Origin of the sequence: Chelatococcus sp. YT9 (assembly GCF_018398315.1) — a bacterium.
In the GTDB taxonomy this organism is placed as follows: domain Bacteria; phylum Pseudomonadota; class Alphaproteobacteria; order Rhizobiales; family Beijerinckiaceae; genus Chelatococcus.
Genome location: NZ_JAHBRW010000001.1, coordinates 680,457 through 692,574, shown reverse-complemented (window position 1 = coordinate 692,574; position 12,118 = coordinate 680,457). Strand labels below are relative to the sequence as shown.

15 protein-coding genes are annotated in these 12,118 nt (G+C 62.0%); all 15 read left to right on the top strand.

Going from position 1 to position 12,118, the window contains the following annotated elements; translation table 11 throughout:
* Positions 1-24 precede the first annotated feature (24 nt).
* The 15 genes from KIO76_RS03145 to KIO76_RS03075 all read left to right on the top strand — a co-directional run bounded on the left by KIO76_RS03145 (position 25) and on the right by KIO76_RS03075 (position 11,930).
* Positions 25-687, top strand: a complete 663-nt coding sequence (locus tag KIO76_RS03145; protein WP_213321421.1) for a helix-turn-helix domain-containing protein — start codon at positions 25-27, stop codon at positions 685-687.
* A 322-nt stretch (positions 688-1,009) separates the two neighbouring features.
* On the top strand, positions 1,010-1,444 hold the full coding sequence (locus tag KIO76_RS03140) for a hypothetical protein (protein ID WP_213321420.1): 435 nt from the start codon (positions 1,010-1,012) through the stop codon (positions 1,442-1,444).
* Positions 1,441-2,394 carry a DUF6551 family protein gene (locus tag KIO76_RS03135; RefSeq protein ID WP_213321419.1) on the top strand — a complete coding sequence of 318 codons (954 nt, stop codon included), beginning with the start codon at positions 1,441-1,443 and terminating at the stop codon, positions 2,392-2,394. Before KIO76_RS03140 ends, KIO76_RS03135 begins: the two co-directional genes overlap by 4 nt.
* Complete coding sequence (locus tag KIO76_RS03130; RefSeq protein WP_213321418.1) at positions 2,391-3,119, top strand: hypothetical protein; 729 nt, start codon at positions 2,391-2,393, stop codon at positions 3,117-3,119. The genes KIO76_RS03135 and KIO76_RS03130 overlap by 4 nt, the downstream gene beginning before the upstream one ends.
* A gap of 2 nt (positions 3,120-3,121) precedes the next feature.
* Positions 3,122-3,280, top strand: a complete 159-nt coding sequence (locus tag KIO76_RS03125) for a hypothetical protein (protein ID WP_213321417.1) — start codon at positions 3,122-3,124, stop codon at positions 3,278-3,280.
* Positions 3,280-3,579 carry a hypothetical protein gene (locus KIO76_RS03120; RefSeq protein ID WP_213321416.1) on the top strand — a complete coding sequence of 100 codons (300 nt, stop codon included), beginning with the start codon at positions 3,280-3,282 and terminating at the stop codon, positions 3,577-3,579. The genes KIO76_RS03125 and KIO76_RS03120 overlap by 1 nt, the downstream gene beginning before the upstream one ends.
* A 117-nt stretch (positions 3,580-3,696) precedes the next feature.
* Positions 3,697-5,439 (top strand): recombinase family protein, encoded by a 1,743-nt coding sequence (locus KIO76_RS03115; RefSeq protein ID WP_249729460.1) that lies wholly within the window; start codon positions 3,697-3,699, stop codon positions 5,437-5,439.
* A 33-nt stretch (positions 5,440-5,472) separates the two neighbouring features.
* On the top strand, positions 5,473-5,739 hold the full coding sequence (locus KIO76_RS03110) for a hypothetical protein (protein ID WP_213321415.1): 267 nt from the start codon (positions 5,473-5,475) through the stop codon (positions 5,737-5,739).
* On the top strand, positions 5,736-7,433 hold the full coding sequence (locus KIO76_RS03105) for a DUF3987 domain-containing protein (RefSeq protein ID WP_213321414.1): 1,698 nt from the start codon (positions 5,736-5,738) through the stop codon (positions 7,431-7,433). Before KIO76_RS03110 ends, KIO76_RS03105 begins: the two co-directional genes overlap by 4 nt.
* A 208-nt stretch (positions 7,434-7,641) precedes the next feature.
* The gene (locus KIO76_RS03100; protein WP_213321413.1) at positions 7,642-7,938 is read left to right on the top strand and encodes a hypothetical protein; all 297 of its coding nucleotides are present in this window, start codon (positions 7,642-7,644) and stop codon (positions 7,936-7,938) included.
* A complete protein-coding gene (locus KIO76_RS03095; protein WP_213321412.1) occupies positions 7,928-8,098 on the top strand; it encodes a hypothetical protein in 171 nt (56 codons plus the stop codon). The genes KIO76_RS03100 and KIO76_RS03095 overlap by 11 nt, the downstream gene beginning before the upstream one ends.
* Positions 8,099-8,518: 420 nt before the next feature.
* On the top strand, positions 8,519-9,760 hold the full coding sequence (locus tag KIO76_RS03090; RefSeq protein WP_213321411.1) for a hypothetical protein: 1,242 nt from the start codon (positions 8,519-8,521) through the stop codon (positions 9,758-9,760).
* Between the two features lie 282 nt (positions 9,761-10,042).
* A complete protein-coding gene (locus tag KIO76_RS03085) occupies positions 10,043-10,528 on the top strand; it encodes a hypothetical protein (protein WP_213321410.1) in 486 nt (161 codons plus the stop codon).
* Positions 10,529-10,536: 8 nt separating this feature from the next.
* Positions 10,537-11,226: a hypothetical protein gene (locus KIO76_RS03080; RefSeq protein WP_213321409.1), complete on the top strand. Its 690-nt coding sequence runs from the start codon at positions 10,537-10,539 to the stop codon at positions 11,224-11,226.
* 41 nt (positions 11,227-11,267) lie between these two features.
* On the top strand, positions 11,268-11,930 hold the full coding sequence (locus KIO76_RS03075; RefSeq protein ID WP_213321408.1) for a hypothetical protein: 663 nt from the start codon (positions 11,268-11,270) through the stop codon (positions 11,928-11,930).
* Positions 11,931-12,118 lie beyond the last annotated feature (188 nt).

Below are 12,118 nucleotides of genomic sequence, written 5' to 3'. Positions count from 1 at the left end.
GGGAAAACGTGTTCGGGGTTGACCATGGACAATGAATTCGGGGAAGCCGTGCGTGCGGCGCGCGAGGCCAAGGGCTGGAGCCAGGACAAGCTGGCGGAAGCCGTTGGGACAACCCAGTCATCAATCGACCGCATCGAGCGCGGGCTCGTGGCGCGTTCCCGTATAGCGCCGGAAGTCGCAATGGCGCTAGGGATCCCGCTCCATGGCAGAATAATCACGACGCAATGGCCGCCACAGACTGCGGGGGGCTCGGTCGGCGCCGTGGATTTTCCGATCAAGCCGCGGGTGGTGGCTGCGCCATCCGGGCAGATCCCTGTGTACGCGGCAATGGAGGAAGACGGCGAGATCCTGATCGCGAACGATCCGATTGACTTCATGAAGCGCCCCGAGCCCCTGGAAGGGATCGAGGGCGGGTATGCGATTTATGTGGTCGGCGATTCGATGGCACCGGAATATGAGCCGGGTGATCTCGCCATCGTGCACCCGCGCCTGCCGCCCGTGAGCGGCACGACATGCATCTTCTACGCGAGCGATTTAGGCGAGGGGCGTGCGATGATGAAAAGGCTTGTGCGGCCTCGGCAGAGCAAATGGCAAGTGAAGCAGTGGAGCCCAGCAAAAGAGCTTGATCTTGACCGGGCGGAATGGCCAGTTTGCCACAGGGTGGTGGCGCGGCATGTGCGCCGATAACACTTTTAACACGTAAACGGGTTGACAGCGTTAACCCTAAGCGGGTAGCTTGCCTCATCGCCAGCCGATGGAGGCCAGCTTTGCTTTCCCCGACGCCAAGTTCAGAATTCAGCATAGACGACAGGGACGCCGCAGCGGCCTACCAGACCATTAGCGCGTACCAATCAATTGGCTTCTCGGTCGAGCCCAGCGCCGAACCTGATGGCCTTCTCATCACTGAGCCAAGCGGAAGGCGATATAATATCTTCGCCCTTCATGAAGCAGGCATCCGGCATTATGAAAATGTGCGCCGCGTTCTCTCGGGCAGGATGGAGGGGCGGCAATGACCAGCCTCTCGCCAATCTTCGGCGTCAACAGCGCCTTGCTCGTCTATGACGAGCTGCCGGCAGGTTGCACTGCACATCCAGTCGGCTCACCGGACAGCGAACCACTTATCCGTGTCGGCGAATTTGCGGTCGTCGGTTCGGGGAATCGGGATCTCGCCCTTGGCGAGATGTATCTGATCCAGAGTAGCCGAGGGCGATGCAGGATCGCGGTCCTCGAGGTGGCGCGCGGCGTCACGTTTGCTGACACTGACGAGCCCGCTTATAACCTCAAATCCATCTCGCCACAGATGACGACAACCGGGAAGCCCATCTTCATGATGGATGGCCCGTACCCCGCCGACTTCATGCTTGAAAAGCTGATTGTGGGGCGGGTGGTGGGCGTCCTTCGATCGGACTTCGAGGCCGTCAAGATGGTCGAGGCGCTGCCATGACAATGCGTCGCCCGATCCACGCGATGGCGATCGACGGCATTGTCCCAGCGACGCCACCGACGCCACCGCCGGAATGCACGTGGCTGTCCCCCTCCGATCTCCTGGTTGACGGGGCGTATCAGCGGACGCTGTCCGAACGATCCATCACGTTGATCCGGCGCATTGTTGCGACATGGGACTGGCGACGCTTCAAGCCGCCCGTTGCCGCCTGGACTGAGGAGGGCCTGGAGGTCATCGACGGACAGCACACGGCTATTGCCGCGATGAGCCATCCAGCGATCGAGAAGATACCGGTGATGGTCGTCGAAGCACCTGACTTGGTCGACCGCGCTCAGGCGTTCTTAGGCCACAACCGGGACCGGCTCAACGTCACCCGAACGCAGATCCATGCGGCATCGCTCGCGGCGAAAGACGAAGATGCACTCGGCATCGAGCGCGTCTGCGCGGCGGTGGGGATCGCGATCGTCAGGACGCAGCCCAAGGCCTTCAAGCCGGGCGAGACTATGGCGATCGCCGCTATTGAACGTCTTATCCGAAATCACGGCGAGGAGGGCGCGAAATGGGTCCTCGATGTCCTGCGGGCGGCCGAATGCGCACCTGTATCGGCTCAGCAGATCCGAGCGGTCGAATTGCTGATGACGGATGAGGAGTACTGCGAGGCCTTCGATGCCGCCGATCTGACCGCTGCGATCGTCCAGCTCGGCGACGAAGCGGAGAAGGAAGCTAAGGTCTTCGCCGCTACGCACTGCGTCCCGCTCTGGCGAGGGTTGGCCTCGGTCTGGTTCAAAAAGACAAAGAAGCGGAAGAAGGCCGCCGCTCCACCTCACAGCCGGGGCGGCTGGAGCCCCGGTGTCCACCTCCATCGCTGCAACGCCTGTGACAACACTTTCGTCGGCGCGCGCCTCGCGACGACCTGCTCTGCCTGTGCGTACCAGGAGGACGCGGCATGAACATCAACCCGCTCGACACTTTCAATCCCCGGTGCACATGGCGCCGCCTTCCGCCCGAGATCAAAGAAGAAATCGGCTGCATCGTTATAGACATGGTTTTCTCAAGCTTCGTTTCCGGTGACGCCTACGCGGCGAAGGACAGGCTTTGCACCGACGAGATCAGGAGCGCGGCTTATCACCGGTCTGACGCGGCTCTGAACAAGCTCGTGCCCACTGTCGAGAACGCCTTGCCCCAGCTTTTCGGCGCTCCAGGCGAATGGCCTGCATGGGCATGGTGGGAGGGTGAGTCCCACGAAAGCACCGGCCACCCCGAACCCCTGGAGCCGCCAAGCGTTGAGGCCCATTCTCAGGACGATACCGGCCAGATCGAGCCGCCTCTAACATGCCCCGCGATTGATGCCTTCATACTCAAAGCCAACCCTCCGAATGAGGTGAAGGCGGAGCTAGATTTTATCCGGTCGATCAACTCTCAGCTGCGGTACAGCTTATGGGCAGAGAAAGCCCGCGCCGAAGCGGCGGAGAAAGACCGCGACCTCAATCAGGTATGGGCGGAAGAGGCGCAGGACTGCCTTCGCAGCGCTGTCCATAATGAGTGCGAAGCTTGTGCCGTCGAAGTCGAGATCGAGGCCATTAGGCGCGGCTATATCGGAGCGGTCATCGATGCCTTGCTGTGGCGGACGGGACGTGTTTCAGCCGCCGCAATCCGCGCTCGGGCGGGAGGCTGACCATGACCCCGCTCCCGATCAACATCCTTCTCGCAGCCATCTTCGTAGCCTTCGCCGTTGTGTTCGCGGCAGGCGGGGTGATGTCTCAGGCGGTTATCTGTCTGGCTATGGCCGCATGGGGCGCCTTTTCCGAACCATTTCCACCAGGGAGGGACGACTGATGATCGAGACGATGGAAGATCTACAGGCACTCGCCTGGCGCGACTTCATATCTTATGCGTGGAATGACCCTGACATGCGCCGTGGGTTCGAGAAGGCCACGGGGCACAAGCTCGGCTCGCGCGTCGCTCCCGGCAGTCTTGAGGCGATGATTGACGAGGCGACCGGCAAGGCCGCTGACGACGCCATGGCCTTCACGGCTTGGGCAACGGATCGCTGGTTCGGCTGGGACGGGTTGCCGGAGAAGGCACGCGTCGAGCTCCAAGCTGTACTGGACAAGAAAGGGTGGAGGCGCGATTGAGCAGATCCCGGCCATACGACGGCAGGGCTCCATTGGCACGTTCTTGCGGCCGGCCGATCGACCCCGCTGTTCTGGAACTCGCACGAGCCCTTGCGCGGGCGGATGCCAGACGCGAATATGCCAACCAGCGAGAGCAAGCAGAACGAGCGCACCAAGCTGATGGGACAGGCAAGTAGACACGCAGCAATCTACGCGCGTTTTTCCAGCGATCTTCAGAAGGACCGCTCGATTGACGATCAGATTTCGCTTGCCAGGGCGTATTGCTCACGAAATGGGCTGTCCGTTGTCCGGGAATATTCCGACCGAGCTCGGTCCGGCGCCTCGCTGTTCGGCCGCGAGGGGCTCGAAGCCCTTATGCGCGACGCGAAAGGCGGGCTGTTCGATGTCGTCGTGGTTGAGGCACTAGACCGCCTGTCGCGAGATCAGGAAGATCTGGCAGGGATCTGGAAGCGCCTTCGTTTCATCGGCGTCGAGGTGGTGGCGGTGCACGAGGGCACGGCCGACGCGGTGCAGATCGGAGTGCGGGGCCTATTGGGCTCACTCTTTCTTGCGGATCTTGCCCATAAGGTTCGGCGGGGCCAATCTGGAATCGTGCGTGAAGGTCGCCATGCTGGTGGAAAAGCTTATGGATATCGCCCTGTTGCCGGCAAGCCAGGCGAGATGGAAATCGTACCGGATGAAGCGGACGTGGTGCGCCGCATTTTCACCGAGTATGCAGGAGGCAGGACGCCGCGCGACATTGCCGCCGGGCTCAACCGAGATCGCATAGCGCCGCCGCGTGGGCAGGTATGGAACGCCTCGACGATCAACGGCAACATGGCGCGAGGCTACGGCATCATCTTGAACGATATCTATGCCGGTAAGCTCGTTTGGAACCGGGTCCGAATGATTAAGGACCCCGACACTGGCAAGCGTGTCTCCAGGCCAAACCCTGAAAGCGAATGGCTCACGGCTGACGTGCCTCACTTGCGCATCGTGGAACAGGATCTTGTCGACGCTGCGCGGACACGAAAGCTGAAACGGTCCCATACACCAGCATCTCACAGACAGAAGCCAAAGCATCTCCTATCCGGCCTGCTTAAGTGTGGGGAATGCGGATCAGGCATGCGCGTCCATGACAAGGACCGAGGGCGCCTTAGGGTGCGCTGCTCGCGCCACGTCGAAAGCGGTTCGTGCACAAACGGCCGCCGCTACTATGCCGACATAATCGAGAAGACCGTTGTAGAAGGCCTACGCGATGAAATGCGTGATCCACAGGTGATCGCGGAGTATGTCGCCACCTTCCACGCCGAGATGAAAAGACTTTCGGCTTCCAGTAGGCGAAACCGCTCCGCCATCGAGCGGAAGCTTGGCGAGACCAAACGAGCGATGGACAGGATCATAGATGCTATCGCCGATGGGTCTGTGCCGGCGGCGATGGTATCGGACAGGTTGAGGGATCTGGAGGCTGACATGCGGCGCTTTGAAGCCGATCTCACCTTAGCCGACCAGGAAGACCAGGTGATCGCTCTGCACCCTGGCGTGCTCGTCCGCTATGGTCAGCACCTCGAAGATCTAGCCGCCAGCCTTGCTACGTCACTTCGTGACGATCAGGCCGGGCTGGAAGCGTTTCGCTCCTTGGTAGACAGCGTGGTCGTCCACCCAGCCAGACCAGGGGAGAATCTGACCGTCGATATCAAGGGAAGGCTTTCAGCCTTGCTGGAATGCGATGTGTTCCCATCTGTTCGCGTCGCGGGGGTGCAGATGGTAGCGGAGGACCGTGCTGGCCTCAATAGACGAACGCAAGTAGTTGATATTATTCACTTGGGAAATTGGCGCGAGGCAATGATCCGCGCCATCGCTGACCTTGATTTCGATTGAGGCAGTATCTCCCATTTCTTGGAAGAGATCTACATGCGTATCGAAAATTTGGCGGTCTTCACGCCGAGCCGATTGACGAAGGGCGGCATTGAGCTGCTCGCGAGCTTCACCCTCAACGCTCACGGCATTCGCCTTAGAGACCTGACCTTGGCGCGAGCCGGGAACGGTGAACTGCTTGTGTGGTCCGCGCGATGCAACCGGGACCCCGAGCCAATCGCGACATTCACCCAGGAGACGCGGCGCGAGATTGCGACGATGGTTCAAGAGCGCATCACGGGTGCGCAGCGGGTGGCCGCGTGACGAACGATGGTGATCCCGACATCTTAGAAGCGCTTTCAGAAAAGTTCGGAGGGACAGTCGAGTCCGGCACGCTGGTCGGATGCACCATCGCCGGGATCCACTGCAACGTTTTCCGTGCCATGGATGGCGGCCCCGTGGTGGTGACAAGTGGTGACAGTCAATATCGGCCCACCGATCTTGCCCGCTACGCTCGCATGGCGGTGGGCCTCCCGGTGCAGCCACCTCCGGCGGCGAACGACAATACGCCTGTCGACCTTTGGGCCGAGCGGCAGAAGCCGCCCCTTCCAAAGGGCCTACTTCCACCGGTCATCGAGGAGTTTGCGGAAGCCCGCTCCAAACAGATGGGGGTTGATGCCGGCGGCCTTGCGATCGCGGCGCTGGCCGTGTGCGCCGCTGCCTTGCCGGATCGCGTTCAGCTGCAGGTTAAGCGGAGCGATCCGGACTGGACGGAATCGGCGCGGCTGTGGGTTGCGCTTGTCGGAGCGCCAAGCACGAAGAAGTCACCCATGATTGCAACAGCGGCGCGCCCCCTGCGTGAAATCGATACCGGGTTCGTCAGTGATTATCTGAATGCAGTTGCGGAGCACGCACGGCTGCCCAAGGCTGAGCGGGCCGTTACGCCGCCCCCGATACAGAAGCGGGTGATGCTTGAGGATACCACGGTCGAGGCGACGCAGGAGTTGCTTCGCGACAATCAGGGCGGCGTCCTGCTTCTCCGCGACGAGCTTAGCGCTTGGTTCGGATCGATGGAGCGTTACGGCACAACGAAGGGTGCGATGGCAGATCGCGGCTTCTGGCTGCAATCATTCAACGGTGGGGCACACACGACCAATCGCATCGGCCGCGGGCTGGTCCATGTCCCAAACCTGTCGGTGAGTCTCCTGGGCGGCATTCAGCCCGAGCCTATCCGAGCAATCGCCTCAGACACGCACGACGACGGCCTCCTGCAGCGCCTGCTGCCGGTTGTTCTCGGTCCAGCGACGGTTGGTAGCCACGAACCGCTTGAGGGCAATACGGGCGCCTATGGCGCCCTGGTGCGCCGACTCCATAAGTGTCGGCCTCATCACGGCCCTGTGGGGGACGAGCGTCCTATCCGCTTTTGCGAGGCGGCGCAGGCGCTGCGCAATGAGTTGGAGGAGCGGCACCTCGCGCTTGCGCAGGCATGGGAGATGGTCAATCGAAAGTTTGGAGCGCATCTAGGGAAGTATGACGCGTTCTTCGCTCGGCTATGCCTGATATTCCATGCGGCAGAGGCGACCAGTCACGAGCTGCCGGAAGAGATATCGGAAGGCACGACAAGACGGGCAGGTGAGTTCCTGCACACTTTTCTGTTCCGTCACGCTGTTGCCTTCTACGCGAACGTCCTCGGCCTAACAGACGATCACGACGATGTTGCCGAAGCGGCGGGGTACATCCTGGCGGGTCGCTTTCAGAGCATTACAGTGCGGGACATATGCCGCGGCAGCCGGCCCTTGAGGAGGTTGGGGGCCGAAGGCGCTGCCAAAGCCTTGGAACAGCTTGAGCTCATGGGCTGGCTGGATGCGGTGCCTCCCCGGCGAGGCGGCAAAATATCGGAATATCGTGTGAACCCGAGCGTTCACCGTATTTTCGAGGAACGCGCAGCCGATGAATCGAGGCGGCGGGCCGAGATCAAATCGCTGATTTCACGCGCTGCAACTGACGGCGGCAATTAGTCGTTTTTGCAATCTGTCACCGCTTGTCCCTTGCGTGCGAGGCATAGATTTTTTTCACTCTCTCTATGTGAATTTTTCTGTATGCCTCGCGCGCGTAAGGGACAAGCGGTGACAAACCCACGGTGACCCCTTGAAATCATCACAACGGAAGGCTCGGTCCCGAGACGGGTATGCCTTCATTTCTACGGGCGACGGATCACGCAAGTTCATGCCCTGCCGTTTCCTGGGAGCGGCAGTCGATCGAGATGGTCATGCCACCTACTTGCTCGAATATCTCGCCGGCGACGGCTCCTGGGTCGCAGCACGTTCCGATCGATTCTATGCATCGGAAGCCGCGGCCCGCGTCATCGCGAAGCACGTCGGTCCGGAAGATCTCCGGCCCGCCGCAGAGAATCTCGAGAACGAGATCGCATCTGGGCGGCTATCATATCAGGTCTGGGTGAAGGCGGTTCTGGGGCATCGCATCACGAACCCTCGCATATTGGGGTCTCACCATGAATCTTGATTTCGACCACATCGACGGGATCGATGATGCCGACGACGAGTCCCTGCTTCTGCTGGTAATGGACCGGGACAGCGGCACTTACATTTGGACCTGGGTTGCCCGCGAGACGCTGGCCGAGGCCGGATACACTACCCTGTCCGAGTACGGGATGGACTACTGAGGCCGCGTAGCTCTGGGTGGCCAAAGTTTGGCCACCCATCTCGCCTCAGACAGGTGGAAAACTTTTCCCACCTGTCTCGCCGCACAACAGGAATTTTTCTCCCCGGAATTCCGGTGATGGGTGTCCAGAATCTGGACACCCACGATCTCAGGCGGGAGACATTCGTGCGTCCAAAATATGGACGCACGAATTTGACACCGCCCCCTCAGCCGTGCATTGTTCTTAGTTGCGCTTGACCCCGTCGCTGTCTCCGGCTACATTGTGCATGGTCCCGCGTGAAAGATCGCGACCGGCCCAAAAGCAAAACCAATACAGAAGCCCTTCCGAGCCATCCGCCGCACTCACCCTAGCGGCCCTCTACAAAAACCGGCCTCAAGGCCATTGGCTTGTCGCAGCCTCGCTGCAACACGGACGTTCCCTATGATCGAACCAAAAGCGCGAATTTCGCGCGTTGTCGTGTTTTCAAACGACGGCCCGCCCGGCGGCGCGTCGTCACGTTGGTGGCTGACCCGCGTTCCCGACGACGGGCCCGGGGTTGCTCGAGCTCCCGCAGCATCATTTGTCCGCCAGGTTCCTCCGCTCATCACCGCCATAAGCAACCCCCGCGCGACGGTTGTTGACGAAGCGGACGGCGACAGCCGGCCCGCTTTCCTGGCCTTGGCGCGCGCGATCGTCTCGGACTTCGACCGGGCAACCGTCGAGGCTCAGTCCATGATCAACGCCTGGTCAGACGTCACGCCCATCGAAAAAGGCATCATCGACACAACCAACCGATGGCGCCCGGACGGCGTAGATCCATCCGGGCCGGATCCTTCGATGAGCATCGACCGTAAGCTCGTGATCAATGACTCGGCTCAGGCGCAGGATCCGAAGCGCGACGGTCATCAGTATGGCCGTGTGCAGCGGTCACAATCGGCCCGGTGGCACTGGCAACCCGTAGCCCGACCGGATGTGCCCCGCTGGTGGCGGGAGATCAGACAGTACGTCGAGGGGGCACCGATGACCCTCGCCGAGGTCGACGCGGCGCGCTGGACCTATGGGCTCGCCGAGATCAAGTCGGAATATAGGACGGTGGAAGTCGACGACGGCGCTAACAAGGTGAAGAAGCGGCTGGAGTTTCGCGTCATCACGCGGACCGTGACGTGCCCGACCCCGGCCGGTCGATCGGTGTGGCGTAGCGTGGTCCGGGAGATCCCCCTCGACGAGAAGACGGGCGAGCCGAAGCACGACGGGGAGCACGGCGCGATCTTCCGGCTTGTCGGCGCGACCGTCGCGCATCGCGTCGATGGCGCAGGTGTCGCGGATCTATCCTCATCCGATGCCCGTTGCTGTTCGCAGCGGCGGCTAGCCATCCTGAGGCAGTGCCTCGGCGACGATCTGTTTAGCTGGCTGCAGGCTGCGTTATGCGACTGGGATACCCTGGAGCAGATCGGCGTCGGCCGAGACGAGAAGGCCCGCGCCCGCTCCGGCGCCGATCGTCTGCGCACAGCCCTGAGGCGCGCACTCCGAGTCTATGCCGCGATCATCTGGGCGGAGCAGCACGGAAAGCCCCTCGATCCGTCCTGGTGGACCGGGATTGGATATGCCGGCGCTATCATCAAACCGATGGGACGCCCGACCGGACCCGCCAACGACAACGTCAAGCCGGCAGTCGCTGCGTGAGGGGACACCTCTCCAGCTTCCCGACGGACAGAGTATTAGGGAACTTCTGAACTTGGGCCGCACCTCACGAGGGCGGCCCCATTTCCCCACAAGTTTCAAAGCCGCCTCCGGGTGGCCTTTTTCATTCGGCCAGCCGTCCGGAGACAGCAGGCCGATAGCGAACCGGCGGTCCGGCCTCACCGTCGGTTCGCACCCCCTCGCTCTATTGGCAAACTCACGCCCGGCGGAAGCCGGGTGTTTTGTTTTCCCCATCACGTCATTCATCGAAAACAGGATTTCACCATGCAACTGACACTCTCCGTCGTCGCTCAGGCGACGGGCGTGCCTTTGGGCGCGCTCTGTCAATGGGTGCAGCGCGGCGCCCTCGCGCTCGGGGAAGGCGACACCCCGCCAGCGGGGCAAGGGCACGCCGCGCTCCTGGGCAAACGCAGGCTTGCGCAAGTTGCAATTGTTGGCGCGCTGACTCGTGCGGGCGCTATGACAGGTCGGGCTGTCCGCCTCGCATACCACTTCAGCGACAAGCGCGACGGCCTCGATGAGGATGGTGCGTTCCTTCGGCGGGAGCCAGGCGAGCTTTATGCCGGCCGTGACACCTATCTAGTCGCCGCGCCAGGCGCTCCCCCGCAGATCGTTGGCGCCCCGCCAGGCACCGCGCACTCCCGCATCATCGCCGCGGCCTGCAACCGGACCAATCCCGCTGGCACTCTGGTTCTGCATCTCGATCCGATCGTCTCCGCCGCGTTGACCCGCGCAGCTTCCCTCAATTGAGGATCCCTATGAAAATTCTCGACAGTCTCGCTGCGCTGATCTCGGTCGCGCGCGATGATAAAGCGACTTCCACCATCATCGCCGAAAGCCTCGATAAGGCCCGCGCGGAATATAGCGCCGCGGCCAGCGCGCTCGCGACGGCCGAGGCCGGCTATGGCGATGCCCTGCTGGATAGCCCGAAGGCAGCACGTGCCGCCCACGACGCGCTCGCTGATGCTCGTGTCGAGCTCGACCGGGCCGGTGCTCTGGTCAGCCGACTGGAGATCAGGCACGGCGAAGCGCTCGAGCGAGAGGCCGAGCAAGCTTTGACGGCCGAAAAAGAAGCTGTTGAGGCGGAGGCGAAGGCCGTTGCCCGCGCGTTGCGCGAAGAATACGCACCGGCCGCCAACACAATTGTCGCCCTGCTGGCGCGATTGCAAAAGGCGGAGGCGGCGGTGGCTGCGGTAAACCAGAAGCTTGCGGAAGCCGGTCGTTGGGAGGCGGAGAAGCTTGAGGCGGTCGAGCATCGCCGAGACGCCCTACCGTTGCCACAGGATTTTCACGGGATGACGCCACGCAGCCGCCACTCAGTGCTGGTGTCCACCTTGCGGCGGGTCGAAGGAGTTTGCGACGGCTGGTTTGCTGGGAACGTGATCGGTCGCAGCCTGACTGACGCTGAATTGGCGAGGATAGACGCACCTGAGTACTATCGCCGATGATGTGCGGGGAGTTCTGTTGCGCACGCTGCAAAGAGCCGTTTTTGGGTGATGCGCCACCGCATGAGATGGGGCAGATTCAGGGCGAAGGTGCATTCGCCAGGCAGGCGGATCGGTCCGCGCATTTCAGCACCTCCCACCTCTGGCCCATTGCTACTCACGAGGCCGGCCATGCAGTCGTCGCCTTGTTGCTGGGGTGGATGATTACGTCATGCGGTGTCGATATCTCGTCGCGCTTCGCGTCAGGCCACGGCCGGCCGCCTGGGCCAAGCTTTAATCATGAGGACGTGGTGATCCTTCTTGCCGGTCCGCTCGCAGAGGGGTGGCTGAGGCGGCACATATGGCGGCCGGAATCGGACTATCTTCGGTTCCACATCGAAGCCGCGCGCGCAGGAGAGCGCCGGAGCTGTGACAACTGCCGCGCATTCGCGGCAATTTTCGAGGGTGAACCAGGAGCAAGTGATGCAACCGCGCTGGCCTTTTACAGGCATTTTGAAAAGCGCGCGATCGATCTCGTAACGCGGCCCGATGTATTCAGCACGATCCAGACGGTCGCGCGCGAGCTACACAAAGACCGGATCATGCAGGACGAAGATATCCGCCGCCTTATCCCGCCTGACCTACTCCCCGGCGGCTGCCACGCCCCAATGTGGACCTCGATGGGCTACAGCGAGGACCTCATCCGCGTCGCGCTCCCGCGCGTCTAGGCGGAAGCGGAACCCCCCAGGAGAATTCTGCAGCCGGTCGTTCGTCGGGATGCCTCGCCGTCGCGGTGCGCACCCCCGCGGGGAAGGACCCGACGGCGACCGTGAAACATCCTGTTTCACGGGTCCTTGGCCACCACCCCGACGGGGGGCGCGGCGGCGGCAGCCCCTAATTTCGCTAGCTCTAGCCT

What these genes read in the sequence shown, in the direction of transcription:
- KIO76_RS03125 (WP_213321417.1), top strand. Translation starts at nt 3,122, where the DNA reads ATGACCCCGCTCCCGATCAACATCCTTCTCGCAGCCATCTTCGTAGCC.
- KIO76_RS03140 (WP_213321420.1), top strand. Translation starts at nt 1,010, where the DNA reads ATGACCAGCCTCTCGCCAATCTTCGGCGTCAACAGCGCCTTGCTCGTC.
- KIO76_RS03085 (WP_213321410.1), top strand. Translation starts at nt 10,043, where the DNA reads ATGCAACTGACACTCTCCGTCGTCGCTCAGGCGACGGGCGTGCCTTTG.
- KIO76_RS03100 (WP_213321413.1), top strand. Translation starts at nt 7,642, where the DNA reads ATGCCCTGCCGTTTCCTGGGAGCGGCAGTCGATCGAGATGGTCATGCC.
- KIO76_RS03115 (WP_249729460.1), top strand. Translation starts at nt 3,697, where the DNA reads ATGCCAACCAGCGAGAGCAAGCAGAACGAGCGCACCAAGCTGATGGGA.
- KIO76_RS03090 (WP_213321411.1), top strand. Translation starts at nt 8,519, where the DNA reads ATGATCGAACCAAAAGCGCGAATTTCGCGCGTTGTCGTGTTTTCAAAC.
- KIO76_RS03095 (WP_213321412.1), top strand. Translation starts at nt 7,928, where the DNA reads ATGAATCTTGATTTCGACCACATCGACGGGATCGATGATGCCGACGAC.
- KIO76_RS03145 (WP_213321421.1), top strand. Translation starts at nt 25, where the DNA reads ATGGACAATGAATTCGGGGAAGCCGTGCGTGCGGCGCGCGAGGCCAAG.
- KIO76_RS03130 (WP_213321418.1), top strand. Translation starts at nt 2,391, where the DNA reads ATGAACATCAACCCGCTCGACACTTTCAATCCCCGGTGCACATGGCGC.
- KIO76_RS03110 (WP_213321415.1), top strand. Translation starts at nt 5,473, where the DNA reads ATGCGTATCGAAAATTTGGCGGTCTTCACGCCGAGCCGATTGACGAAG.
- KIO76_RS03080 (WP_213321409.1), top strand. Translation starts at nt 10,537, where the DNA reads ATGAAAATTCTCGACAGTCTCGCTGCGCTGATCTCGGTCGCGCGCGAT.
- KIO76_RS03135 (WP_213321419.1), top strand. Translation starts at nt 1,441, where the DNA reads ATGACAATGCGTCGCCCGATCCACGCGATGGCGATCGACGGCATTGTC.
- KIO76_RS03120 (WP_213321416.1), top strand. Translation starts at nt 3,280, where the DNA reads ATGATCGAGACGATGGAAGATCTACAGGCACTCGCCTGGCGCGACTTC.